The organism is Streptomyces noursei, from assembly GCF_001646665.1.
GTDB classification, from domain to species: domain Bacteria; phylum Actinomycetota; class Actinomycetes; order Streptomycetales; family Streptomycetaceae; genus Streptomyces; species Streptomyces lavendulocolor.
The window spans coordinates 14,045-40,824 of sequence record NZ_LWBU01000336.1 but is presented as its reverse complement, the minus strand read 5'-3'; the positions used below and the strand labels follow the sequence as shown (position 1 = coordinate 40,824).

Here is a 26,780-nt window from a genome sequence, read left to right as displayed (position 1 = left end):
CGCAGCAGCAGCCGAGGAGAGCTTTCGTCATGCCCAATGAGAACGAGCAGAAACTGGCCGACTACCTGAAGCGGGTGACGGTCGACCTGCAGAAGTCACGGCGCCGCGTCGCCGAGCTGGAGGCCGGCAGGACCGAACCGATCGCGATCGTCGGGATGGCGTGCCGCTATCCCGGTGGTGTCTCCTCGCCGGAGGACCTGTGGCGACTGGTCGAGGACGAGGTCGACGCGATCAGCGACTTCCCCGAGAACCGGGGCTGGGACATCGAGTCCCTCTACGACCCCGAACCGGGCAAGCCGGGGCGGTCGTACACCCGGCACGGTGGATTCCTCCACGACGTGGGCGACTTCGACGCCGACTTCTTCGGCATCTCGCCGCGCGAGGCCACCGCGATGGACCCCCAGCACCGGCTGCTGCTGGAGGCGGCGTGGGAGGCGCTGGAGTACGCGGGTATCGACCCGTCGTCGCTGAAGGGCAGCGCCACCGGCGTCTTCACGGGCTTCTCGGGCCAGAGCTACATAGGCCTGTTCAGCGGCCCGGAGGAGCTGGGCGGTTACCTGATGACCGGCAGCCTCTCCAGCATCATGTCCGGCCGGATCTCGTACGTGCTGGGGCTGGAGGGGCCGTCGGTGACGGTCGACACGGCCTGTTCGTCGTCCCTGGTCGCCCTGCACCAGGCGGTGCAGTCGCTCCGGCAGGGTGAATCGACGATGGCGCTCGTCGGCGGTGCGACGGTCGCCGCGACACCGGGCAGCTTCGTGGAGTTCGCGCAGCAGCGGGGGCTTTCGGAGGACGGTCGGTGTCGGGCGTTCGGTGCGGGTGCGGACGGGACTGGTTGGGCCGAGGGTGCGGGTCTGCTGGTGCTGGAGCGGTTGTCGGATGCGCGTCGCCACGGTCATCGGGTGTTGGCGGTGGTGCGTGGGTCGGCGGTGAATCAGGACGGTGCGTCGAATGGTCTGACGGCTCCGAATGGTCCGGCGCAGCAGCGGGTGATCCGGCAGGCGTTGGCGGGTGCGGGTCTGTCGGCTGCGGATGTGGATGTGGTGGAGGCGCATGGGACGGGGACGCGGCTGGGTGATCCGATCGAGGCGCAGGCGTTGCTGGCGACGTATGGGCAGGGCCGTGCGCCTGACCGGCCGCTGTATCTGGGGTCGCTGAAGTCGAACATCGGTCATGCTCAGGCGGCTGCCGGGGTGGGCGGGATCATCAAGATGGTGATGGCGCTGCGTCACGAGAGGCTGCCCAGGACGCTGCATGTCGAGGAGCCGACGCCGTTCGTGGACTGGGCAAGCGGCGCGGTGGAGCTGCTGACCCGGTCCCGGCCGTGGCCGGTGGACGAGGGCCGGGTGCGGCGGGCGGGTGTGTCGTCGTTCGGAGTGAGCGGCACGAACGCGCACGTGATCATCGAGGAAGCTCCGGCCGAGGAACCCGCCACCTCCGGACCGGGGCCGACCGCCGACGGAGTCGTACCGTGGCTGGTCTCGGCCAGGAGTGCCGACGCCCTCGCCGCCCAGGCCGAGCGGCTCGCCGCCTACGTGGATGAGCGGCCGGAACTGGGCGTGCGTGACGTGGCGTTCTCGCTGGCCACGTCGCGGGCGGCGCTGGAGCACCGGGCGGTGGTCGTCGGCGCCGACCGGGACGAACTGGTCGCCGGGCTGCGCGCGCTGGCGGAGGGGACACCCTTCGGCGCGGTCGCGTCGGACATGGTCCACGCATCGGGTGGTAGGTCGGCGTTCCTGTTCACGGGGCAGGGTTCGCAGCGTTTGGGGATGGGGCGTGAGCTGTATGGCGCCTTCCCGGTGTTCGCGGAGGCTTTCGACGCGGTGCTGGCGGAGTTGGTGCCGGGGCTGCGGGAGGTGATGTGGGGCGATGACACCGAGGCGTTGAACCGTACGGCGGTGACGCAGCCGGCGCTGTTCGCGGTGGAGGTGGCGCTGTTTCGGCTGTGGGAGTCGTGGGGCGTTCACCCCGATGCGGTGGCCGGGCACTCGATCGGTGAGATCGCCGCCGCGCATGTGGCGGGGGTCCTGTCGCTGGCGGACGCGGCGAAGCTGGTGTCGGCGCGCGGCCGGCTGATGCAGGACCTCCCGGCCGGCGGAGCGATGGTCGCACTCCAAGCGACCGAAGAGGAGGTCCTGCCGCACCTGACGGACACCATGGGCATCGCGGCGGTCAACGGGCCGCAGTCCGTCGTCGTCTCCGGGACGGAGGCGGACGTCCTCGCCCTCAAGGACCTCATCGAGGCGCAGGGCCGCAAGACGACCCGGCTGAAGGTGTCGCACGCGTTCCACTCGCCTCTGATGGAGCCGATGCTCGCCGAGTTCGCCGAGGTGGTGTCCGGGCTGTCGTTCAGTGCTCCGCGCATCCCGTTCGTCTCGACCCTGACCGGCTCCACCGTGAGCGGTGAGCTGACCGACCCGGGCTACTGGGTGCGGCACGTCCGCGAGCCCGTCCGCTTCGCCGACGCCGTACGCGTCCTGCACGGGCAGGGCGTGACCACCTTCGTCGAGCTGGGCCCCGACGCCGTCCTGACCGCCATGGCACGGCAGGCGCTCGACGACACCGACGCCGATGTCCGCTGCGTGCCGAGCCTGCGCCGGGATCGTCCCGAGGCCACCGACGCCGTCACCGCCCTCGCCCGGCTGCACAACCGCGGCGTGGCCGTCGACTGGCACCGGTTCCACGCCGGCACCGGCGCCCGGACCGTACCCCTGCCCACGTACGCCTTCCAGCGCCGTACCTACTGGTACAGCGCGGCGGCCGGGGCGGGTCCGGCGGCCGGGCAGCCGGGCGCGGACGGTCAGGGGCATCCGCTGCTCGACGCGTCCGTGAGCCTCGCGGGCGGCGACGGGGCCGTGTACAGCGGCCGGATCTCCACCCGTACCCACCCGTGGCTCGCCGAGCACGTGCTGGACGGCTGCGTCACCGTGCCCGCCTCCGTCTACGCCGAGCTCGCCCTCCACGTGGCGGACCGGTTCGGGTGCGACACCGTGGACGACCTGGCGGTGCACGCGCCGCTGGTGCTCCAGGGCCGGCAGGCGGTGCAGGTGCAGGTGTCGGTCGGCGCGCCCGACGGGGAGGGGCGGCGGCCGGTCACGGTCCACACCCGCCCCGACGGCGGCGACGGCGCCTGGACGTGCCGTGCGGGCGGGCGTGTCTCGCTGACCGCCGCCGCGCCGCGCCCCGCCCCGGAGTGGTCGGCGCGGGGCGTGGAGCTGGACGCCGACGCGCTGTACCGGCAGCTCGCCGGGCAGGGCTACGGGTACGGGCAGGGGTTCCCGGTCGTCTCCGCCGTCCGGCGGGACGGCGACGAGATGTGCGCCGAGCTGGCGCCCGCGTCCGGCGACGTCGACCCCGCCGGGTTCGTGCTGCACCCGCTGCTGCTGGAGTCGGCGGTACGGGTGGCCGTGTACGCCGGGGGCGTGGCGGGCGGGGCGCCGCGTGCCGTGCGCTCCTGGTCGGGCGTGCGGGTGTACGCGGAGGGCGCGACGGAGCTGCGGGTGCGGGTCCGGCGGCTCGGGGACGACGTGTACGGCCTGGAACTGGCCGACGGCTCCGGCCGGGTCGTGGCGGAGGTGGACGCGCTGACGCTGGCGTCCGCCGACGACCCCGGGGTCGCGGCGGTGCGCGAGGCCGCCCTGGACGCCCTGTTCACCGTCGGCTGGGACCCGGTCCGTCCGGCCCGGCCGGCGTCGCCCCTGTCGTGGGGTGCCCTCGGGGACGTGAGCCGACTGGTGCCCGGGGCGGTCCCCTTCGGGAGTGTCGCCGATGTGGGTGCCGCGGTGGCGGCGGGCACGGCTGTGGACGCGGTTTTGGTGCCGTGTGTTCCGTCTGTTCCGTCTGTGCCGTGTGTGCCGTCGGGTGGTGGTGACGAGGTGCTGTCGGCGGCGTACGGGCAGGTGCATGGGGCGCTGTCGTTGGTGCGGGAGTGGCTGGCGGACGAGCGGCTGGCGGATGTGCGGCTGGTGGTGGTCACCCGGGGCGCTGTGGTGGTCGGTGGGGGTGAGGTGCCGGATCTGGGGACGGCCGCGGTGTGGGGTCTGCTGCGGTCGGCGCAGGCCGAGAACCCGGACCGGATCGTCCTGATCGACACCGACCCCTCCGGCCCCGACACCCCCCACCCCACCATGGAAGAGCTGCTGGCGGCGGCCGTGGCCGGTGGGGAGCCGCAGGTGGCGATCCGCGCGGGTGGCGCACGGGTGCCCCGGCTCGCCCGGGCCACCGCCGACCCGGGACGGCGGGAGCCGTCGTCGGCCGGGCCTGGTTGGGGTGTGGGTGGCACGGTGCTGGTCACGGGTGGTACGGGCAGTCTGGGTGCGCATTTCGCCCGGCATCTGGTGGTGGAGCACGGGGTGCGGTCGCTGTTGCTGGTGAGCCGGCGTGGTCCGGAGGCTCCGGGTGCGGGGGCGTTGCGGGAGGAGCTGGAGGGCCTGGGGGCGCGGGTGGTGCTCGCGGCGTGCGACGTGGCCGACGCGGGCCAGTTGGCCCGTCTGCTGGAGCAGGTGCCGGAGGACCGTCCGTTGTCGGGGGTGGTCCACACGGCCGGTGTGCTGGACGACGGGCTGGTGACCGCGCTGACGGCCGAGCGGGTCGACGCGGTGCTGCGGCCCAAGCTCGACGCGGCCTGGAACCTCCACCGCCTCACACAGGACCGGGGGCTGAAGCACTTCGTGCTGTTCTCGTCGATCGCGGCGACGTTCGGCAGCGCGGGGCAGGCCAACTACGCGGCGGCGAACACCTTCCTGGACGCGCTCGCGCAGTACCGCCACGCCCACGGCCTGCCCGCCACCTCCGTCGCCTGGGGCCTGTGGCAGCAGGAGCAGGGGGGTATCGCGGGGCACCTGGACGAGACCGACCTCGCCCGGATCGCCCGCGACGGCTACCGCCCCGTCACCATGGAGCAGGGGCCGGCCATGCTCGACACGGCCATGGGCCTGGGGCTGACCGCCCCTGTCGCCACCCCGCTGGACCTGGCGGCCGTGCGGGCGCTGCCGGGGCCGGTCGCGCCCCTGCTGCGGACGCTGGCCCGCACCTCGTCCCGGCCCGCCGTGGACGGTGGCGGTGGCGCCGCCGGTTCGGTGGGCGACCGGGTGCGCGGGCTGCCGGACGCCGAGCGGCTGCCGGTGCTCCTGGACCTGCTGCGGACCGAGGTCGCCGCGGTGCTGGGCCACGCGGACGCGTCCGGCGTCGATCCGGACCGCGGGTTCCTGGAGCTGGGCTTCGACTCGCTGACCGCGGTCGACCTCCGCAACCGGCTCAACGCGGCGACCGGTGTCCGGCTGTCCGCCGGCCTGGTCTACGACCACCCGACGCCCGCCGACCTGGCGGCGCACCTGCTGGCGGAGCTGGTGGGCGCCCCCGAGGACACGTCCCGCGCGGTGGACTTCGCCGCCGAGATCCGGCTCGCCGAGGACATCGTGCCGGCCGCCGAGGTGGTCACGGTGGCCGAGGACCCGCGGGAGGTGTTCCTCACCGGGGCGACCGGGTTCCTGGGCGCGTTCATGCTGCGGGAGCTGCTGCGGACGACGTCGGCCCGGGTGCACTGCCTGGTCAGGGCGGCCGACGCGGCCGAGGGACTGGAGCGGCTGCGGGACAACGCCCGCTGGTACGGCGCCTGGGACGAGGGCCTCGCCCACCGGGTCGTGGCGGTCCCCGGCGACCTGGGCGAGCCCCGGCTCGGGCTGTCCGAGGACGCGTTCGACGCCCTCGCCCGGTCCGTCGACGTGGTGTTCCACGGCGGCGCGCTGGTCAACTGGCTCTACCCGTACACCGCGCTGAAGGCGGCGAACGTGGGCGGGACGGAGGAGGTGCTGCGCATGGCGGCCCGGCACCGCACGGTCCCGGTGCACTTCGTCTCCTCGACCGGGGTGTTCGACAAGCCGGTCCGGGAAGGGGTGCCGCTGAAGGTGACGGATCCGCTGGGCCCCACGGAGGTCATGAACGGCTACCGGCACACCAAGTGGGTGGTGGAGCACATCATCGGCCTGGCCAGGGAGCGCGGTCTGCCGGTCTCGGTGTACCGGGGCGACGTGGTCTCCGGCGACCAGGAGTCGGGCGCCTGCCAGACCCGGGACTTCGTGTGGCTCAGCCTCAAGGGCCTGATCCAGGCCCGCGCGGTCCCCAGGGGCACCGACATCGTGTTCCACCTGGTGCCGGTGGACTACGTCAGCTCCGCGATCGTGGCCCTGTCGAGGAAGGCGGACTGCGCGAGCCGTACGTTCCACCTGTCCAACCCCGAGGACGTCCGCTACAGCACGATCCTGGAGCATCTGCGGGCCTTCGGGTACGAGATCAAGGAGGTGGAGTGGCCCGTCTGGCTGGAGCGGGTGCAGAGCGACGGCGACAACGCGCTGATCCCGCTGCTCGACATGTTCCGGAAGATCGCGGAGAACGGTGAGGGGGCGTACCCGCCGATCGACATGAGCGGGACGGAGGCGGCGCTGGAGGGCACCGGGATCACGTGCCCGAAGATGACGCGCGACCTGTTCGAGACGTACATCGGGTTCTTCGTCGGGGCGGGCTATCTGCCGCCGGCTCCCGCTCTCGCCGCGGCACGGGCCGGGTCGCGCCCCTGACGCGCCGGGGCCCCGGTGCGGTGGACGTTCGTCCGCCGGACCGGGGCCCCGGTGTCGTACCGCTCAGGAGGGCGGGTCGAGGTCGCGGCCGCGGACCCGGCCCTCCCAGAGGCTCGCCACCACGGCGGCGGCCATCGTCGCCGCGAACAGGCCGCTCTGGTAGGGAAGCTGGTGCAGGGCGAGGGACAGCGCGCCCGCCAGGAGGCCGATCGCCACCGCGCGCACGCTGGTGAAGCAGGACACCACCAGGCCGATGTACGTGGCGTAGATGGCGAAGTCCAGGCCGAGACCGTCGATCCTGCTGAGGTCCTTGCCGTAGATCCAGCCGACCAGGGTGGCGGCCAGCCAGGCGACGTACACGGCCACCGAGGCCGTCATCACGTTCCAGTGCTGGAATCCGCGCGGGTCGGGGTCCTCGCGGTACCGCTTGGCCGCGAGCGCGTACACGGCGTCCGTCATCCCGAAGGCGAGCGCCGAACGCCAGCCGGGGGACAGGTGCTTGACGTACGGGGAGAGGGAGGCGGAGTAGAAGACGTGCCGGGCGTTGATGACCAGGGTGGTGAGGACCACCAGCGGCCAGGCCGCCCCGGACGCGAGCATGCCGATGCCGACCATCTGCGCGGAGCCGGCGTTGACGAGGGCGCTCAGCAGCATCGTCTCCGGCAGGCTCAGGCCGGACTGCTCGGCGACGGCGCCGACGAGCAGCCCGAACGGCACGGCGCCCACCACGATGGGCACGGACGTCACCGAGCCCCGGCGTATCTCCAGCGCCCGGGAGGGGCGCGCGGGCGCTGATGCGGTGGCGGCGGGGGAGGCGGTCCCGGGGGCTGCGGGCTTCCGCCGGAGCGCGGTCACAGGGCCAGCCCCGTCAGGGCGAAGGCGGCGACGGAGGAGGCGAAGACGAGGAAGAAGCTGTCCCGCCTCACCGCGCCCACCGCGAAACCGACGAGCGCGCCCACCAGGTAGGGCGTCAGCCAGGACGGCCCGTCCCCGCCGGTCTTCGGCGCCAGCAGCACCGAGGGCACGATGATCGCCATCAGGACGGCCGGCATCACGTACGGCAGGGCCTGTTCGATCCGGGGGGAGATGGACGACGGCTTCAACGGGCCGAAGAACGCGATGCGGACGGCGAAGGTCACCGCGCCCATCAGCGCGATGGTCACCAGGGTCATGGGGTCCTCTCATGGGGGTGTCGTGAGCCGGGGACGACGGAAGGGGGGACGGCGGGGAACGGGGACGGCGGGGAACGGGGACGGGAGGAACGGGGACGGCGGTGGCCGCGGCGGTGTCACGCCGCGGCCACCGGTGGGCGGGGTCAGCGGCCGTCGGAGAGCAGCAGGTCGGCGAGGAGCGCGGGGCGGGTCAGGTTCAGGTAGTGACCCCCGTGGTCGGTGATCACCGTACGGACGTCCCGTCCCAGCCCCCGCCAGGTGTCGGCGGCGTCCGCGCGGCCCCCGGTCAGCGGGTCGTCGGTGGCGGCGACCACGAGGACGGGGAGGTCGAGCGGGCTGTTCGCGAGCTCCTTGAGGGCCTGGTGGAAACCGCGGGTCGCCTCGACCGTGTCGTACCGGAACGACGAGGCGAGGTCGGCGCGTTCGCGGGCGGACAGCGTGCGCACCTCGTCCAGGCCCGTGTTGTCGGCCAGCCAGTCGAGGACCGCCCCCTCCGTCATCCCGGACACCTCGTTGGACGTGTGGTCGGCCGCGTCGGTGGACCTGAGGGTCTTGGAGACCACCAGCAGGCGCTGTACGTCCACGCCGCGGCGCCGCAGTTCCGGTACGAGGAGCAGCGCGGTGGCGGAGCCGGCGCAGTGGCCGAGGAGGGCCACCGGCCCGGCCGCGGTGGCGGCGATCTCCTCGGCCAGGTCGGCCGCGAGCCGTTCGACGGGGACCTCCGGGCGGGTGTCGGCCGCGGTGCGGGCCGGGAGTTCGACGCCGAGGACCCGGACGGGGCCGCGGGCGGCGAGCTCCTTGGCGAGCGGGACGTAGCTGACCGCGCTGCCGCCCGCGAACGGTACGCAGACGACGGTGGCCCACGGGTCGGCGGCCGCCGCGCCCGCCGCGCGGGTCAGGTCCACCAGCAGCGGCCGCTCACCGCCGGCCCGGCCGGTGAGGCGGGGGGCGAGGGTGCGGGGCGTGGGATGGGTCAGCAGGTCGCGCAGCGCGATCCGGCCGTCGGAGAGGGCGGCGACCTTCATGGCGGCGATGGAGTGGCCGCCGGACTCGAAGAAGTTCCCGGTCGCGGAGAAGGTCGCCGGGTCGACGTCCAGGGCGCGGGCGAACAGGGCGGCGACCTCCCGCTCCCCCTCGGTGGCCGGGGCCTCGAAGGGCCGCTCGTCCAGGGTGACCCGGCTGTGCTCCAGGGCCTTGCGGTCGGTCTTGCCGTTCGCGGTCAGCGGGAAGGTGTCCACGCGGACCAGTGCCTCGGGGTGCATGTAGCCGGGCAGCAGCTGCGCCAGGCCCTGCCGGAAGGCGGCGAGGTCCGGCTCGGCGCCGCCGGTGTAGTACGTGACGAGACGCGTCCGTCCCGACACCGTCCGGACCAGGGTGACCGCGCCGGTGACGCCGGCCAGCCGCTGCACGGCGGCGTCGATCTCCGACAGCTCGATGCGGTGACCGCGCACCTTCACCTGGTGGTCGGTGCGTCCCGCGCAGTCCAGGATCCCGCCGGGCAGCCAGCGGCCGACGTCGCCGGTGCGGTAGAGGGTCGCGGAGCGGTCGTCGAGGGTGTTGGGGCGGAAGGCGGCGGCGGTCCGGTCGGGGTCGTTGACGTAGCCGAGGCCGACCCCGGCGCCGGTCACCACGATCTCCCCGTAGCTGCCGAGGGGGCGCGGGGTGTCGTCGGGTCCCACGACGTGGATGCCGGTGTTGAGGACCGCGCGGCCGACGGGGACGCGCACGGCGTCGACCGGGGCCTCGATGCGGTGGTGGGTGACGTCGTCGGAGGCCTCGGTGGGTCCGTAGGCGTTGACCAGGGGGATGTCCGGGTACTGCGCGAACCAGCGGTGGGTGAGCGCCGGGGGCAGCGGTTCACCGGTCACCAGATTGACCCGGAGGTCGGGCAGGGGCAGGGGCCGCAGGGCGGTCTCGGTGAGCAGTGCGTCCAGGTAGGACGGCACGACCTCCAGGACGGTGATCCGGTCGTCGGCGACGGCACGCAGGAAGCGGGGGACGTCGACGACGGTGTCCTGGGTGTGGATCACGGTCGACGCGCCGCACGTCCAGGCCACCAGGAGCTGCCAGACGGAGATGTCGAAGCACTGGGTGGCGATCTGCGCGACCCGGTCGTCGGGCCCCAGGCCGAGGTCGGTGACCTTGGCCAGCAGGTGGTTGAGCATGCCGGAGTGGTGGATCAGGGCGCCCTTGGGCTCACCGGTGGAGCCCGAGGTGAAGATCAGGTACGCGGGGTCGGCGGCGCCGGGCCGTGGAGCGGCGGTGGCGGCGGTGTCGTCGGCCGGGTCGAAGTCCTCGGCGTCCTCCGGCACCAGCACCTCGACCGGGAGGCCGGCCTCCGCCAGGGCGGCGCGGTGGCGTGCGGCCGTGGGGGCGTCGGCCACGAGGTGGCGGCAGCCGCTGCGCCGCAGCACCTTCGCCACCCGGTCCATCGGGTGGTCCGCCTCCTGCGGCAGGTACACGGCGCCGAGCCTCAGCAGGGCCAGGACGGTCACCGCCCAGGTCACGCCGCGCGGCAGGACGGTGGTGACGACGTCGCCCGCCGCGACACCGCGGGCGCGCAGCCACGCGGCGAGGTGCTCCGACTCGCGGTCCAGCTCCCGGTACGTGAGCCGGCGGGCGCCGTGCACCAGGGCGGTGCGGTCGGGGTGGCGGGCGGCCTGCGCGGCGAACAGGTCGACGAACGTGCCGTCGGGCAGGTCGTGGCGGGGCCCGGAGAAGCTTTGGAGCAGGGCGAGTTCCCCGGCGCCGAGCAGGGCGCCGGTGTCGCGCGGGGCGTCCGGGGCGGCGGTGAGCTGCTCCAGGGCGCGCCGGTAGTAGCCGCCGATGCGGGCGATGTGCTCCGGGGTGTGGGCGTCGCTGTGGAAGTGCAGGCTCAGCTGCACCGCGTCGGTGACCGCGTCCTGGGAGAACTCGGCGCGGAACGGGAACTCCGTCTGGGCGTTGACCACGGACCGTACGAGGCCGAAGCCGTCCCGCTCGGACAGGTCCTTGAGCACGTGGAAGTGGGTGAAGTTGAAGACCGTCTCGAAGAGGGTCTCCCGGGTGCCGGCGGCCTTCTTGATCTCGGCCATCGGGTAGCGGCGGTGGGGCAGCATCGCGGTCTCGGCGCGGTAGACGGCGTGCACCAGGTCGGCCCAGGTGTCCGTCCCGGCGAGGCCGACGCGGAAGGGCACGGTGTTGAGGAAGAGCCCGGCGAGCTTCTCGCCGCCGTCCACCTCGGGCCGCCCGGAGTGCTCGTAGCCGGTGAGGACGTCGTCCGTACCGGCGACGAGGCCCAGCACGGCCGTGTGCACGGCGAGCAGCAGGGACTTCACCGGTACGCGCAGCCGGCCGGCGGTGGCGACGACGGCCGCGGAGAGCTCCGGCGGCAGGTCGACGTCGTGGAGGCGGACGGCCGGTCCGGTGGTGTCCCCGCCGGGGAGCCGGGGCAGCGCGGTCTTCTCGGCGCCGTCGAGGAGTTGCCGCCAGAAGCCGGCCTGTTCCCCGGAGGCGACGGCGTCGCGTTCCAGGGCCACGAAGTCGCGGTACGACAGGCCGGTGCGGTGCTCGGGGACCGGCGTGCCGTCCAGCAGCGCGAAGTAGGTGGCGAAGATGTCGCGGTGGATGGTGTTGACGCTCCACCCGTCGAGGGCGGCGTCGTGGTAGCTCAGCGCGTACTGGTAGGAGTCGTCGGCGAGCAGGTGCAGGTGGACGCGTACCAGGTCGGGGGTGCCGTACGCGAAGCCGTCGCGCAGCTCGCGGTCGGCGAACCCGTCGAGTGCGCGGGCCTGCTGGTCGGGGGTGAGGCCGCGCAGGTCGTGGACCGACAGCGGGGCGGTGGCGCGTCGGTGCACCAGCTGCACCGGCTCGCTGAAGCCGGCGAGGTGGAAGGATGTGCGGAACACCGGGTGGCGGGCGGTGACGTGGTCGACCGCGCGGGCGAAGGTGTCGACGTCGACCCGGTCGCCGATCCGGTAGCTGAGGATGTCGTGGTACATGCCGACGCTGTCGCTGCGGGTCGCCTCGTAGATCAGCCCGACCTGGAGCCGTGACATCGGGTAGGCGTCGTCGAGGCCGTCGGGCAGCAGCTCGCGGTCGGTGTCCTTCAGCAGCGCGAACGGCTCGTGGTCCGGGGCGTCGTGGACCGGCCCGGCGGTGGCGCCGCCCGCCGCGGCCAGCTCGGCCAGCTCGGCCACCGTGGGGTGGGCGAAGAGGTCCTGGAAGGTGAAGTGCAGTCCGGCGGTACGGGCCCGTGCCAGGACCGCGATGAACTTGATGGAGTCGCCGCCCAGCGCGAAGAAGCTGTCGTGGACGCCGATCCGCGCGGCGCCCAGCACCTCGGCCCAGATCGCGGCGATCGTCTCCTCGACCGGGGTGCGCGGCGCGACGTGCCCGCCGGCGGTCGCGGGGGCGGCGGTGGACGGCGCCGGCAGGGCCTTCAGGTCCCGCTTGCCGTTGTGGTTGGTCGGTATGGCGGGCACCTCGACGAGGTGCGGCGGGACCATGTAGGCGGGGAGTTCGGCGGCCAGGGCGGAACGCAGCACGTCCTCCCGGTAGCCGTCGCCGGGCACGACGTAGGCGACGAGCGCACGGTCGCCGGTGGCGTCCGCGACGGTGGTGACGGCGCAGGCGGTGACGCCCGGCGCGGCGGTGGCGACGTGCTCGATCTCGCCGAGCTCGATGCGGTAGCCGCGGATCTTCACCTGGGTGTCGAGGCGGCCCAGGTACTCGATGGTGCCGTCGGCGAGCCGGCGGGCGAGGTCGCCGGTGCGGTAGAGGCGCCCGGTGGGTTCGAAGGCGTTCGGTACGAACCGCTCCTCGGTCAGCTCGGGGGCGTTGAGGTAGCCGCGGGCCAGGCCGGTGCCGGCGATGCACAGTTCGCCGGGGGTCCCGATGGGCGCCTGCCCGCCGTCACGGGTGCGGACGTAGAGACGGATGTTGTCGATGGGGCGGCCGATGGGGACGGTGCGGGTGGTGTCGATGTCGGTGCACGGCTGGCTGGTGACGTCGACGGCCGCCTCGGTCGGCCCGTACAGGTTGATCAGCTCCGCGTGCGTGCCGAGGTCGCGGGTGAAGGCCTGGACGTGGTGGACGGCGAGGGCCTCGCCGCTGGCGAAGACCCGGCGCAGCGAGGTGAGCCCCCGGTGGTCGCCGGTGGCGGCGGTGTACTGGAGGAAGGCGTGCAGCATCGAGGGGACGAAGTGCATGGTGGTGACGGCGTGTTCGGCGATCCGCCGGGCGATCAGCTCGGGGTTCTTCTCGTCGCCGCTCGGCAGCGTCACCACGGACGCGCCCGCGAGCGACCACCAGAAGATCTCCCACACGGAGACGTCGAAGGTGAACGGCGTCTTGTGCAGGACGGTGTCGCCGGGGCCCAGCGGGTGGGCGCGCTGCATCCACCAGAGCCGGTTGACGATGGCCCGGTGCTCGACCATGACGCCCTTGGGGCGGCCGGTGGACCCGGAGGTGTAGATGACGTACGCGAGGTGTTCGGGTCCGCTCACGGCGGGCAGGTCGCTGCCGTCCTGGGCGGCGGCCCCGGGGTCGTCCACGTGGACGGTCGCCCGGCCGGGGACGGCGTGCGCGGTGTCGTCGTCGACGAGGACCAGCCCGGTGCCGCTGTGGTCGGCGATGTACGCGAGGCGGTTCGCCGGCAGCGTCGGGTCGAGCGGCAGGTACGCGCCGCCCGCCTTGAGCACCGCGTACACCGCGACCAGCATCCGCGGCGAGCGCGGCAGGCAGACGCCGACGACGTCGTCCGCGCCGACGCCCCGGTCGCGCAGGACGCGCGCCAGCCGGTTGGCCGCCGCGTTCAGTTCGGCGTACGTCAGGGGTCCGTCGGCCACGGCGACGGCGTCGGGCGTGGCGGCGGCCCGCTCCTCCAGGAAGCCGTGGAGCGTCCGGTCGGCCGGGAAGTCCGCCCCGGTCGCGTTGAACCGGTCGGTGATGAGGGCGAGTTCCCCCGGGGTGGGGGCGAGCAGCGGGCCGACGGGCAGGGCGGGGTCGGCCGGCAGGGCGTCCAGGACGCGGGCGAGGCCGACGGCCAGGCGCTCGCCGGTGCCGTCGGAGAACAGCCGGGGGTCGTAGGAGAGCGTCACCTCGGCCGGGCCGCCTTCGGGACCCGTGCGGAGGTCGAACAGGAGCGGGCAGCCGCGCTCCTCGGCGTCCTGCTCGGTCAGGTCGCCGTCGACCGCCAGCATCAGGTCGCCGGGCCGCACCTCCTCCGCGTCCAGCCAGGCGCCGAGCGGGATGTCCAGGTGGGCGAGGCCCGCCAGGTAGGCGTCGCGCACCGCGCCGAGCAGCTCCCGGCCGGTGGTGTCGGGGCGCACCTCCACGGCGACCGGCAGGGCGGGGGACGCTGCGGGGGCGGGGGCCGGCAGCAGGACGGCGACGTCGGCGCGGTCGGTGGCGCGGGCGGCGAGCACCGCGAGGGCCGCGCCGCCCAGGACCCGCAGCAGCACCGGGTCGCCGCCGGTCAGGGCGCGGGCGGCGGCGGTCGCCGCGGCGGGCAGCGGCAGGGTGACGGTGGGGCGGGCGCCGGTGTGCCGGCGGGTGTGGTCGCGCACCAGCACGGTCGGTTCGGCGAGCACCGCGGGGTGCTCCTGCCAGAACCGCAGCTGCTGGGGGAAGTCGTTGAGGGCCGACTGGAGGGCGAGTGCGTTGCTCATGGTCCGTCCTTGGCTGGCAGGAGCTAGAAGGAGAAGGTGGGGGCGGTCGCCGCGGGGGACGTCCGGGCCGTCGGGGCGGCGGGCGGGAACACGGGCCCGTCCGGGTCGGCGAGGAGTTCGTCGAGGGCGGCGACGACCCGCCCCAGGAGGAACTCCGCCGACGACGGGTGGAACAGGGCGGTGCTGTACTCGAGTTCGAGGACGGTGTCCCCGGGGCGCTCGTACGCCTGGAGGTTCAGGTCGAAGCGGCAGGTGCCCTGGTGCAGGAGGGAGACCTCGACGCGGCGGCCGTGCCCGCGGAAGCTGTGGAAGCCGGTGTTCTGCAGGGCGAAGAAGGCGTCGAAGAGCGGGTTGCGCGAGGGGTCCCGCTCCGTGACCACCTGCCGCACCAGCCGCTCGAAGGGGTAGTCCTGGTGGGACAGCGCCCGGTGGTGGTGGCCGGCGACGCGGCGCAGCACGTCGGCGTACCGGTCCTCCTCGGCCAGCCGCAGCCGCAGCGGCACGGTGTTCACGAACATGCCCACCACCCGGTCCAGGTCCGGGTGCGAGCGCCCGCTCATCGGGCAGCCGACGACCAGGTCCCGCCGGCCGGTGATCCGGCCCAGCGCGGTGGCGTACGCGGTGAGCAGCACGCTGAAGGCGGTGACGCCGTGCCGTGCGGCGCTGTCGCGGACGGCGTCACCGCGTTCGGCGCCGAGGCGGTGGCGCACCACTCCGCCGCGCGTCGAGCGCACCGGTGGCCGGGGCAGGTCGGGGCGGAGGTCCAGCGGGGCGGGCGGGTCGGCGAAGACCTCGAGCCAGTACCGTTCGGCGTCGGCGAGCGCCCCGGCGCCGAGGCGGTCGGCGAACCACTGCGCCGCGTCGCCGTAGCCGGCGGGCAGCGGGGCGGGGGAGACCCCCGAGTACAGGTCGAACAGGTCCTCCACCAGGACCGCGAGGGACACCCCGTCGAAGACGATGTGGTGGACGTCCAGGTAGAGGCGGTCCGCGTCGGGGCCCGGCACCAGCAGGGCGCGCAGCAGCGGCGGCCGCTCCAGGTCGAAGGGCCGCACCAGCAGGGCCGTCGCCTCGGCGTCGGTGGGGACGTCGTGCGCGCCGGCCGTCGTCAGCTCGGCGGCGGCCTCGGCCTCGTGCACCTGGTGGACCTCGTCCGCGTCCAGCCGGAACCCGGTGCGCAGGGCGTCGTGGCGGGCGACGAGCCCGGCGAGCGCCGCCCGGAGCCGCCGGGCGTCGAGGCCGGGCGCGACGTCGAGGCGGAAGGGCACGTTGTACGCGGTCGACTCCGGGTCGGTCCGCCACAGCGCGTACAGGGCGCGCTGCTGCGGGTGGAGCGCGGAGGTGCGCCGGCCGGGCACGACGGGGACGGGGGCGAGCGCCGTGCGTTCGGCCGCGGCCACCTCCCGGGCGACGGCGGCCAGGGTGCGCGCCTCGAACAGCCGGCTCAGCGGGAGGGCGGCGCCGGTGGCCCGGTGGATGCGGCCGGCGAGCGCGCCGGCGGTGATGGACGTGCCCCCGAGGCCGAAGAAGTCGTCGTCGGGGTGGATGGCGGCGGCGTCCAGGTGCAGCACGTCGGCCCAAAGGGCGGCGACGCGGTCCTCCAGCGCGGTGCGCACCGGCGGCTCCCGGTGGGCGGCGCGGCCGGGCGGCTCCGGCAGCCGGGCGGTGTCCACCTTGCCGTTGGCGTTCAGCGGGAGGGCGGGCAGCGCGACGACGCGGTCGGGGCACATGTAGCCGGGCAGGGTGCGGCGGAGGGCCGCGGCCACGGTGTCCTCGTCGGAGGCCGGGTCGAGCACCGCGTAGGCCACCAGCCGCCGGGCGGCGCCCTCCCCGGTGACGAGGGTGTGCGCGTCGCGCACGCCGTCCGTCTCCAGGAGCGCGTTGGTGACCTCCTTGACCTCGACCCGGTGGCCGCGGATCTTCACCTGGTCGTCGGACCGGCCGTGGAAGGAGAGCACACCGTCCGCGTCGGCGCTGACGAGGTCGCCGGTGCGGTAGTGGCGGACCCCGTCGATGGTGACGAACCGCTCGGCGGTGAGGTCGGGCCGCCCGAGGTAGCCGCGGGCGAGGCCGGGGCCGGCGGTGTACAGCTCGCCCACCTGCCCGGGGGCGGTGGGGCGGCCCTCGGCGTCGAGGACCAGGACGGTGGTGCCGCTGATGGGACGGCCGATGGGGATGGCGGTGCGGTGGTCCCGCTCGACGGGGAAGACCGTGGTGAACGTGGTGTTCTCGGTGGGGCCGTAGGCGTTGAGGATCCTGAGCCGCGGGCACGCGGCGCGGAGCAGTGCGACGTGGCGGCAGGAGAGGACGTCACCGCCGACCAGGAGGGTGCCGATCCCCTCGAACAGGGTCGGGTCCTCGTCGACGAGCTGGTTGAACAGGGGCGCGGTGAGCCACAGGACGGTGGTGCCCGCCTCCCGCAGGGCGGTCTTGAGCCGTCCGGGCGTGAGCAGTACGTCCTGGTCGACGAGGTGCAGGACGGCTCCGTTGAGGAGCGCGCCCCATATCTCGAAGGTGGTGGCGTCGAACTCCAGGGCGCCGGTGAGCAGGAAGCGGTGCCGGTCGGAGAAGTCGAAGTAGTCCGCCTCCCGCACGAGCCGCACGATCCCGGCGTGCTCGACCATCACGCCCTTGGGGCGGCCGGTGGATCCGGAGGTGTACATCACGTACGCCAGGGGGGACCCGGTCCCGCCCGCCCGGCCGGCCCCACCGGCCCGACCCGCGCGCCCCGCCCGCCCCGTGCTCCGGCCGCCCGTCCCGGCGTCCCAGGCCGCGGCCGCCGGGGCCTCCAGTTGGTCGAGGGCGAGCAGCCGGGTGCCCTCCGGCACGGCGGGCGCGAGGTCGCCGGTGAGTCCCGTGCCGCACAGCAGCAGGGGCGGACGGGCGTCGTCGAGGAGCCGGTGGATCCGCTCCGTGGGGAAGGACGGGTTCACGGGAAGGTAGGCGCCCCCGGCGAGGACGACGCCGAGCATGGCGACGACGGCGTCGACGGAGCGGGGGAACGCCAGCGCGACGAGCGTCTCGTCCCCGACGCCCAGGTCCGCCAGCCGCTCGGCGACGGCCGCCGCCCGGTCGCGCAGCTGTCCGTACGTCAGTCTCCGCTCGCCGTGGACCAGGGCCGGGGCGTCCGGGGCGCGCTCCGCCCGGTCGAGGAAGAGCCGGTCGATGCGCTGGTCGACAGGGGATGGGCGGTGAACTGGCATGGGCGGTCCCTATCTCCGGCGGTACGTATGACGGAGAAAACAATAGGGAGCGTTCTGTATTTTTTTGGCCGAGGGTCCGCGCCGGACGCCACTTTGCCAACTCCGATGACTCCGACGGCTCCGCCGCCGCCGGCTCCGCCCGGCCCGCCGGTGTGAGCAAGGTCTAATAGAACCGCGTAGATGGTTTGTTTGACTGGCCCTCAGGGTGGCAAACTGGCCTTCGGGGGCGGGGAGGCGGCTGGTTCAGTGCGCCTGGGGCGCCCCATTGACATACCAAGAGGTTGGTTTCTACTGTCGTCCCGGCGAGAGGGGTGGGGGCTGTGGCGAAGCAGGAGAGGGCCGAGCGGACTCGGGCGAACTTGATCCGGGCGGCGGCCGCGGTGTTCGACCAGGTCGGGTACGAGCGCGCCACCCTGGCGGTGATCAGTGATCACGCCCAGGTCACCAAGGGCGCGCTGTCGTTCCACTTCGCGGCCAAGTCCGATCTCGCCCGGGCCGTCCAGGCCGAGGCGTGCGCCACCTCGGGCGCGGCGCTGAAGGTCTGCGCCGAGCGGCCGGGGCCGGCGTTCCAGGCGGTGGTCGACATGACGTACACGCTGGTGGGGCTCCTCGAGAGCGATGTCGTCACCCGGGCCGGGGTCCGTCTGGCCCGCGAGCTGGAGACGCCGGAGGACCCGGCCCTGAACTGCCATGTCAACTGGCTCGGCAGCCTGTTCCAGGCCCTGCGGCGGGCCGAGGCCGACGGCACGGCGCTGCCCGGCGCGGACGCCCGCTCCGCCGCCGCGCTCGTGATGTCGGTCATCGTGGGCGCCGAGACGATGGCCCGGACGCGCGCCGACAAGGCCTTCGGCGAGGCCCTGCCGGCTCCGCGCGAGACGGCGCAGGAGTGGCTGGGCCGGATGTGGCACGTCGTACGCCCGGTCCTGGCCCCCGCCGCCTGAGCCGCGCGGCGCGGCCCGCGGGCGATCGCGCGCCCGGGCGCCGGACGGATAGGTGGCTGATACACGGACCTTGACGGGGTGCGGTCGCGGCGCATAGCGTCGCCCGCAGGGTCTGAGCAAGCGCTTGGGAGAGGCGATCGTGCCGCACACCGATCCGTCCACGCACCACCAGGCGGCCGGCCACCGGCCGCCGCCCCCCGAGGCGGTGCTCACCGCGCCCGGGGCGCCCTTCGCCGTCGAGCCCGGCCCCGACGGCCGGCCCGTGTACGCCTCCGGGCCGCGCACCCTGCGCGAGTTCGCCGAGGTCACCTGGGCGTTCGGCGACCGGCCGTTCCTCGTCGCCGAGGACCGTACGTACACCTACGGGCAGTTCTTCGCGGCCGCCTGCGCCCTCGCCCGGCGCTTCACCGACGTGTACGGCCTGCGCCCCGGTGACCGGGCCGTCGTCGCCATGCGCAACCACCCCGAGTGGCAGGTCGCGTTCTGGGCCGCGCAGCTCGCCGGGCTCGTCGCCGTGCCGCTCAACGCCTGGTGGACGGAGGACGAGTTCGGCTACGCCCTCGACGACTGCCGCCCGCGCGTCCTGCTCGTCGACGGCGAGCGGGTGGAGCGCGTCCGGGCCTGGGCGCGCCGCGAGCGGGTGCCCGGCCTGGTCTTCCACGGGGCGGCCGAGCCGGGCTTCGAGCGGTACGAGGACCTGCCGCCCGCCGACCCCGCGCTCGGCCCGCCGGACGTGGAGGTGCGCCCCGGGGACGACGCCACCATCATCTACACGTCCGGCACCACCGGGCGGCCCAAGGGCGCCGTCGCCACGCACCTCGCCCAGACCGGGGCCGCGGCGAACCCCCGCTTCCACGCGGCCGTCGCCGCCCTGGAGCGCGGCCGGGTCCCCGGGACGGGCCCGGCGCCCGTGTCGCTGACGACCTTCCCGTTCTTCCACGTCGCCGCCTTCACGTCGTTCTACGCGGTGATGGCCGCGGGCGGCACGCTCGTGCTCATGCGCAAGTGGGACGCCGACAAGGCCGTGGAGCTGATCCACCGGCACGGCGTCACCCACTACGCCGGGGTGCCGACGACCGCCCTCCAACTGCTGGACGCCGCCGGGGACCGGGGCCTCGGGACGCTGGCCCACCTCAACACCGGCGGCGCCGCCGCGCCCCCCGGGCTCGTCGCCCGCTGCCCCGAGGGCGTCGAGCCCCGCAACGGCTACGGGCTGACCGAGACCAGCGGCGGGGTGCTGGCCGTCTTCGGCGCGTCCTACCGGCGCTTCCCCGGCAGCGTCGGGCGGCCCACCCCGGTCACCGAGGTGCGGGTGGCCGCCCCGGACGGGCGGGAGCTGCCCGACGGGGAGGTGGGCGAGCTGTGGCTGCGCGGCCAGTCGCTGGTGCGCGGCTACTGGCGGGACCCGGAGGCGACCGCGGCCGCGTTCACCGCCGACGGCTGGTTCCGCACCGGTGACCTCGCCACCGTGCGCGACGGGCGGGTCGATGTCGTCGACCGGCTGAAGGACGTGGTGATCCGGGGCGGCGAGAACGTGTACTGCGTGGAGGTCGAGGCGGCGCTGTACGGCCACCCCGAGGTGGCGGACGCGGCTGTGCTCGGCGTCCCCCATCCCGTCCTCGGCGAGGAGGTCGCCGCCGTGGTGCGGCTGCGCCCGGGGGCCACGGCGGGTCCGGCGGAACTGCGGGAGCACGTGGCGCGCGGTCTGGCCGCCTTCAAGGTGCCCGCGCACGTCCTCGTCCAGGCCGGGCCGCTGCCCCGCAACGCGACGGGCAAGGTGCTCAAGCGCGACCTGCGCGACACCGTACGCGCCCGGCTGACCGCCGGCGCCTCGGCTGGCCGCCCCGCGTGACCCCGCTCCCGGCGTACCTGACGGCCGCGCGCCGGCGAACAGGTGTCAGGCGCGGGTGATCCGGATCCGGTAGGTGCCCGTGTCCGGGTCCTCGGACAGCACGGTGATCCGCACCCCGCTCTCGCGGTCGGTGAAGGACTCCCCGGGGCGGTACGGGGCGTCCGACAGTTCGGCGTGCACGTTCGGGCGGCGCGTGCAGCCGCCGCTGTCGCGGTCGCTGTCGACCACGGTGACCGGGCCGTGCCCGGTGTCCACGTCCGACTGCACGTGGTAGATCAGCACGCCCGGCTCGCACACCGCCTCGTCGTTGCCGTCCCGGGTGCGCACCTCCACCGCGTACCCGGACTCCGGGGTCAGCGGGACGAAGGCCAGCTTCGGCCCGCCCTTCCTTGCCAGTGAGGTGAGCGTGAAGTCGCGGGTGCCCGACGCGGAGGCGCAGCGCACCTGGTCGTCGTCGAGCCAGCCCAGCTTCCACTTGTGCCAGCCGAGCAGGTCGTTGTTGGCCCCCCAGTCCTCGGACATGATGTCCCAGTGCCCCACCGCGCCGCCGCCCTCGGCGGTGTACAGGTCGGGCAGGCCGAAGACGTGGCCGTTCTCGTGCGGCAGGACCCGGAAGCCGGTCTCGTGGTACGAGCCGGAGCCGTCGTCCTGGCGGCTGTAGACGAATGACGTGTTGGCGAGCGGGCCGCCGTCGGCGTGCGGGGCCTCGCCGTTGCCGGAGAAGGTGACGGACAGCACGGTGTCCAGCGCGGACGGGCCCGCGTTGGGTGTGACGAGCACGTTGACCAGGTCGTACTCGCCGAAGTCGACCTTGGGGTCGGCGGCCGTCACGATGTCCTGGACGAGCTGGCGGTAGCCGGGTTCGTACGGTGAGCCGCGCTCGATCCCGTACGACTCGAACGGCATCGGCATCCGCAGCCAGTCGCGCAGCGGTGCCTCGGGGCGGTAGCGCAGCCGCCCGTACGAGCTGGTGCGGAACCAGTCGGTGGTCTGCGGGAAGAACTCGGCGTACCGGCCCATCGCGGGGCCCTCGCCGGGGGCGTCGGGGAAGTCGACCATCAGGGTCAGGGCCCGGACCTCGCCGGTGGAGCGGGCGTAGTCCGGGCCCGTGGGTATGCCCTCCGACAGCTGGATCCCCACCGCGGTCGTGATCCGGCACGGAGCGAGTCCCGGGTCGTCGGCGGTGCGGGCGGCTATGGGGCCGGCCGACGCGCGGGACGGGTCCGGGAGGGACGAGCTCGCCGTGACCAGCCCGGCCATGGCGATGGTGGTGGCGGCCGCCCCGAGGACGACCGGTCTGCGTATCCGCCGGCGGGTCTGCTCCATGCGCGCTGATCGCCTTCGGTCGGCGGCAGCCGGCCGGGTCCGGGCTGCTCTCCGTCCGATCAGCCTCGGACGGGCCGGGGGCGGACGCCCGCCGGGTGCGGCCGAACGGGGGTTACCCGCCGGGAAGGTGAGTGGCGCACATCACATCGGAGTCGGGAGTAAGCGGGGACCGTCTCCCCGTTTACCCCTGTGTCGCAGACAAGCGGGGAAAGCCTCCCCGGTTAGGCCGGTCGGGCCAGGTCGGGCGCGAAGAAAGGGAGTCACCGTGACGAGCGCGAGCACGAGCACCACCGGCACCACCGCCACGCGGCCGGCGCCCCGCCCCCGGGCGGACGCCCTGCGCAACCGCGAGCGGATCGTGACGGCGGCCCGCGAGATGTTCGTCGAGTTCGGCCCCGACGTACCGTTCGACGAGATCGCCCGCCGGGCCGGGATCGGCAACGCCACGCTCTACCGGCACTTCCCCGACCGTGACGCCCTCGTCCAAGAGGTCGTCGTGTCCGTCATGTCCCGCACCACCGAGCGCGCCCTGGAGGCGGCCGCCGAGGAGGCCGACACCTTCGAGGCGCTGCGCCGCTTCACCCACGCCGCCGCCGACGAGCGGATCGGCGCCCTGTGCCCGATGCTCTCCGGCGCCTTCGACCACGACCACCCCGAGCTGCTCGCCGAACGCGCGCGCCTGGAGGAGGCCGTCGAGGCCCTCTTCGAGCGGGCCCAGGCGGCCGGGCGACTGCGCACCGACGTCGCCGTGGGCGACCTGCTGGTCGGCCTCTCGCAGCTGACCCGGCCGCTGCCCGGCTCCGCCTGCCCCCACTTCGACCGCTTCGTGCACCGCCATCTGCAGCTGTTCCTGGACGGCCTGGAGACGCCCGCGCGCTCCGAACTGCCCGGCACGGCCGCGACCCTGGAGGACCTCCGGCGCGAGCTCTGACCCTCCGCACCCGCTTCCGCCCCACCCACCCTTACGTCCGTTTTCACGCCGTTCCGAGTCCCTAGGTGGCCACACCCATGCCGAAAACCGCCTCCGGTCCTTCCCCCGCCGACCTCGCACCCGATCCCAGCCGCTGGAGAGCGCTGGTCTTCATAGCCCTGGCCCAGTTGATGGTCGTGCTCGACGCGACGATCGTGAACATCGCCCTGCCCTCCGCCCAGCTGGACCTGGGGATCTCGGACGGCAACCGCCAGTGGGTCATCACCGCCTACGCCCTCGCCTTCGGCGGGCTGCTGCTGTTCGGCGGGCGCATCGCCGACCTGTGGGGCCGCAAGCGCACCTTCGTCGTCGGCCTGCTGGGCTTCGCCGCCGCCTCCGCGCTGGGCGGCGCGGCCACCGGCGAGGCGATGCTGCTCGGCTCGCGCGCCCTCCAGGGCGCCTTCGGCGCACTGCTCGCGCCCGCCGCGCTGTCCCTGCTGGCGGTGATGTTCACCGACGCCAAGGAGCGCGCCAAGGCGTTCGGCATCTACGGTGCGATCGCCGGTGGCGGTGGCGCCGTCGGCCTGATCCTCGGCGGTGTCCTCACCGAGTACCTCGACTGGCGCTGGACGTTCTTCGTCAACATCCCCTTCGCCGTCGTCGCCGCCGCGGGCGCCTACTTCGTGATCCGCGAGCCGGCCGGCGGCCGCAACCGCTCGCCGCTCGACATCCCCGGCGTGGTCCTGTCCACCCTGGGCCTGGTCACCCTGGTGTACGGCTTCACCCGCGCCGAGTCCGACGGCTGGTCCGACACGAGCACCGTCGGCCTGTTCTTCGTCTCCGCCGTGCTGCTCGCCGCGTTCGTGCTCGTCGAGTCGAAGGTCGCCTCGCCGCTGCTCCCGCTGCGCGTGATCACCGAGCGCAACCGGGGCGGCGTCTACCTCTCCCTCGGCCTCGCCATCATCGCGATGTTCGGCCTGTTCCTCTTCCTCACCTACTACCTCCAGGTCGTCAAGGGCTTCTCGCCGGTCAAGACCGGCTTCGCCTTCCTGCCGATGATCGCGGGCATGATCACGGGCTCGACGCAGATCGGCGCCCGCCTGATGACCCGCGTCGCGCCCCGGCTGCTGATGGGCCCCGGCTTCCTGACCGCCGCCGCCGGCATGCTGCTGCTGACGCAGCTGGAGGTCGACTCGTCGTACGCCGGGCTCATCCTGCCCGCGCAGCTCCTGCTGGGTCTCGGCATGGGCACCGCCTTCATGCCGGCCATGTCCCTGTCGACGCACGGCGTCGAGGCCCGGGACTCGGGCGTGGCCTCCGCGATGGTGAACACCTCGCAGCAGGTCGGCGGCGCCATCGGCACGGCGCTGCTCAACACCATCGCGGCGTCGGCGACGACCGCGTACATCACCGACCACGCGGCCGCCGCGACCTCCCCGCAGGCGCAGAAGCTGCTCCAGCTCCAGGGCATGGTGGAGGGGTACTCCGCCGCCATCTGGTGGGCGGTCGGCATCCTGCTGGTCTCCGCCGCGATCGCGGTCACCTTCATCAACACCGGCCGTCCGGGCAGCGGTTCGCAGCCGGCCGCCGACGGTGCCGAAGGGGACGCCGCGGACGAGGTGCGGATCCCGGTCGTCGCCCACTAGTCCTCCGGGCGTACGGGGCCGACGGCTCACGGACGTGAAAGAACGTGAAGGAAGGGGCGCTCCCCGCCGCGGAAGTGGCGGGGAGCGCCCCTTCGCACACCCCAAATTCTGCTTATGCTTCCGACTGTGTTCGATTCCCGGTACATCAAGACCTTCCATGAAGTGGTCAGGACCGGTTCCTATACGGCGGCCGCGCGCGCCCTCGGCTACACCCAGCCGGCCGTCAGCCAGCAGATGAAGGCACTCGAACGCGACGTCGGCACACCGCTGTTCACCCGCGTGGGACGCGGCCTGCGGCTCACCGAGGCGGGGGAGGCCCTCACCCGGCACTCCGGGACGATCCTCGACAGCCTGGCCGCCGCCCAGGAGCAGATCGACGCCATAGCGCGCCTGCGCTCCGGCCGGGTGCGCGTGTGCGCCTTCCCCAGCGCCGGGGCGACGATCCTCCCCGAGGCGATGGCCCGGATGGCGGCCCGGCACCCGGGCGTCAGGGTCGAGCTGGTGGAGAGCGAACCGCCCGAGTCGCTGCGGATGGTCGCCCGCGGCGAGTGCGACATCACCCTGGCGTTCAGCTACCCCGGCCTGCGGGTCGACGTCCCGGAGGAACTCGACGAGTTCAAGCTGCTGGAGGACCCGCTGACGGTGCTCCTGCCGACCGGCCACCCCCTGGCCCGCCGCCGCGCCGTGCACCTGGCCGACCTGGCGCACGAGCGGTGGATCGCCGGGTGCGCCCGGTGCAACGCCAACTTCCTGCACGCCTGCGCCGAGGCCGGCTTCAGCCCCGACATCGCCTGCACGACGGACGACAACCTGGTGATGCAGAGCCTCGTGGCGGCCGGCGTCGGCATCGCCATGGTGCCCGCGCTCGTCCTGTCGTTCCTCTGCCACGACAAGGTCACCGGCCGGATCGTCGAACCGCACACCCGGCGCCAGGTGTACGCGTACGTCCTGCGCGACCACCTCAGGATCCCCGCCACCGCCCTGATGCTCGACGAGATCGTCACGGTGGCCGAGTCCAAGGTCGGCTGCTGAGCCTGCCGTCCCGGCCCGGCGCCCGGCCGGCCGACCCATAAGCGTTTCCTGGGTACTCGGCAAAGAACCCTCCTTGGACGTGATGGGTCGGCCGGGCGGACGCTGCCGCCATGACGACGACCCCCGTTGCCGCCGCCGGACCGACCACCGACCGCCTGCGCGCCCTCGTCACCGCGATACGCGGGACCGTCGACCGCGGCCTGCCGCCCGGGCCGACCTCCCGGCTCGTGGCCGAACGCCTCGCCCCGCACCTCGGCGCCCCCGACCTGCTCACCCCGGAGCAGTGCGAACCCGACCCCGCCCGCTACCGCCAGCACGTCGTGCACGCCGAACCCGACGGCAGCTTCTCCGTCGTCGTGATCGTCTGGCTGCCCGGCCAGGCCACGCCCATCCACGACCACGTCGCCTGGTGCGCGACCGGCGTCCACCTGGGCGAGGAGCACGAACGGCGCTACCAGCTCGTCCCGGACGGCCCCTCCGCCCGGCTGCTCGCCACCGAGGACGTGGTCAACCGGGCCGGCGAGGTCGCCGCCCTCGCCCCGCCCGGCGACATCCACCGCGTCCGCAACGACGGCGACGGCACCACCCTGTCCCTGCACGTCTACGGCGCGGACATCACCCGTCTCGGCACGAGCGTCCGGCGCCTCTACCGCCTGCCCGCGGACCGCTGATGGCGCTCGTCGGCCCCCGCCTCCGCCCGCTCGCGGCGGGCGGCCGGGTGCGGCCCCGCCCCGGCCCCCGCCCCGGCCCCGTGCCCGGTCTCGCGCTCGCCGCCGCCGGGGTCTCCACCGCCTGGCTGGTGCACCTCGCCGTGCCGGCCGTCCCCGTGCTCACCGCCGCCGTGGTCCTGGGGGTCGCCGCCGCGCACGCGCCGTGGCTGCGCGACCGCGTCCGGGGCGGCTGCCGGCCGGGCCTGACCCTGGCGGCCAAGCGCCTGATGCGCCTCGGCGTCGTCCTGCTCGGGCTCCGGCTGAGCCTCGCCGACGTCCTGGGCGTGGGCTGGTGGACCGTCGCCATGGTGCTGGGCGTCGTGGCCGCCACCTTCGGAGGCACCTGGTGGCTGGGGCGCCGCCTCGGGCTGCCGGGCGACCAGCCGGTGCTCGTGGCCGCGGGGTACGCGATCTGCGGGGCCTCGGCGATCGGCGCGGTGGCGGCGGTGCGGGACAGCGACGAGGACGACGCGGCCCCGTCGGTGGCCCTGGTGACCCTGTGCGGCACGCTCGCCATCGCCGTACTGCCGCTGCTCCACGGGCCGCTGGGCCTGAGCGACGCGCAGTTCGGGCGCTGGGTGGGGGCCGGCGTGCACGACGTGGGCCAGGTGGTCGCCGCCGCGCAGACCGCGGGTCCGGGTGCGCTCGGCGAGGCGGTGCTGGTCAAGCTGATGCGGGTCGCCCTGCTGGCCCCGCTGGTCGCGGCGATGGTCGTGGTGGCGCGGCGCCGGGGGCGGGGCACGACGGAGGGCCGGCGCCCGCCGCT

At 74.3% G+C, this 26,780-nt stretch carries 12 protein-coding genes and 1 pseudogene; 8 read left to right on the top strand and 5 right to left on the bottom strand.

Translation table 11 applies throughout. The features are described 5' to 3' along the window. Nucleotides 1-53: 53 nt before the first annotated feature. Nucleotides 54-6,575 (top strand): annotated as a pseudogene (locus A4V12_RS23595) (type I polyketide synthase); the annotation flags it as partial. Nucleotides 6,576-6,638: 63 nt separating this feature from the next. Here A4V12_RS23595 and A4V12_RS23590 read toward each other — a convergent pair. From A4V12_RS23590 to A4V12_RS23575, 4 genes are all read right to left on the bottom strand, one after another. After that, a complete protein-coding gene (locus A4V12_RS23590) occupies nt 6,639-7,322 on the bottom strand; it encodes an AzlC family ABC transporter permease (RefSeq protein ID WP_159028921.1) in 684 nt (227 codons plus the stop codon). A gap of 104 nt (nt 7,323-7,426) precedes the next feature. After that, entirely contained in the window at nt 7,427-7,747 is a 321-nt protein-coding gene (locus A4V12_RS23585) for an AzlD domain-containing protein (RefSeq protein WP_064071414.1), read from the bottom strand. Nucleotides 7,748-7,890: 143 nt separating this feature from the next. Beyond that, nucleotides 7,891-14,397, bottom strand: coding sequence for a non-ribosomal peptide synthetase (locus A4V12_RS23580; RefSeq protein WP_064071413.1), 6,507 nt, complete (start codon nt 14,395-14,397; stop codon nt 7,891-7,893). A gap of 23 nt (nt 14,398-14,420) precedes the next feature. Next, a complete protein-coding gene (locus A4V12_RS23575; protein WP_064071412.1) occupies nt 14,421-17,597 on the bottom strand; it encodes a non-ribosomal peptide synthetase in 3,177 nt (1,058 codons plus the stop codon). A gap of 320 nt (nt 17,598-17,917) precedes the next feature. On the opposite strand from A4V12_RS23575, the gene A4V12_RS23570 reads away from it, so the two are divergent. Both A4V12_RS23570 and A4V12_RS23565 read left to right on the top strand, forming a co-directional pair. Continuing rightward, entirely contained in the window at nt 17,918-18,538 is a 621-nt protein-coding gene (locus A4V12_RS23570; protein WP_064071411.1) for a ScbR family autoregulator-binding transcription factor, read from the top strand. A gap of 139 nt (nt 18,539-18,677) precedes the next feature. Then, a complete protein-coding gene (locus A4V12_RS23565) occupies nt 18,678-20,390 on the top strand; it encodes a class I adenylate-forming enzyme family protein (protein ID WP_064071410.1) in 1,713 nt (570 codons plus the stop codon). A 45-nt stretch (nt 20,391-20,435) separates the two neighbouring features. Here the strand turns inward: A4V12_RS23565 and A4V12_RS23560 are convergent, their stop codons facing one another. Continuing rightward, nucleotides 20,436-21,716: a M6 family metalloprotease domain-containing protein gene (locus A4V12_RS23560; RefSeq protein ID WP_064071409.1), complete on the bottom strand. Its 1,281-nt coding sequence runs from the start codon at nt 21,714-21,716 to the stop codon at nt 20,436-20,438. A gap of 265 nt (nt 21,717-21,981) precedes the next feature. Between A4V12_RS23560 and A4V12_RS23555 the strand changes: the two genes are divergently transcribed. From A4V12_RS23555 to A4V12_RS23535, 5 genes are all read left to right on the top strand, one after another. Further along, nucleotides 21,982-22,647, top strand: a complete 666-nt coding sequence (locus A4V12_RS23555) for a TetR/AcrR family transcriptional regulator (RefSeq protein WP_064071408.1) — start codon at nt 21,982-21,984, stop codon at nt 22,645-22,647. Nucleotides 22,648-22,724: 77 nt separating this feature from the next. Continuing rightward, nucleotides 22,725-24,272 (top strand): MFS transporter, encoded by a 1,548-nt coding sequence (locus A4V12_RS23550; RefSeq protein ID WP_064071407.1) that lies wholly within the window; start codon nt 22,725-22,727, stop codon nt 24,270-24,272. Between the two features lie 126 nt (nt 24,273-24,398). Next, nucleotides 24,399-25,304: a LysR family transcriptional regulator gene (locus tag A4V12_RS23545; protein WP_064071424.1), complete on the top strand. Its 906-nt coding sequence runs from the start codon at nt 24,399-24,401 to the stop codon at nt 25,302-25,304. A gap of 110 nt (nt 25,305-25,414) precedes the next feature. Next, nucleotides 25,415-25,975: a cysteine dioxygenase family protein gene (locus A4V12_RS23540; RefSeq protein WP_064071406.1), complete on the top strand. Its 561-nt coding sequence runs from the start codon at nt 25,415-25,417 to the stop codon at nt 25,973-25,975. Continuing rightward, the coding region (locus A4V12_RS23535; protein WP_434974782.1) for a YeiH family protein at nt 25,975-26,780 on the top strand (806 nt) is incomplete at its 3' end. The genes A4V12_RS23540 and A4V12_RS23535, both read left to right, overlap by 1 nt.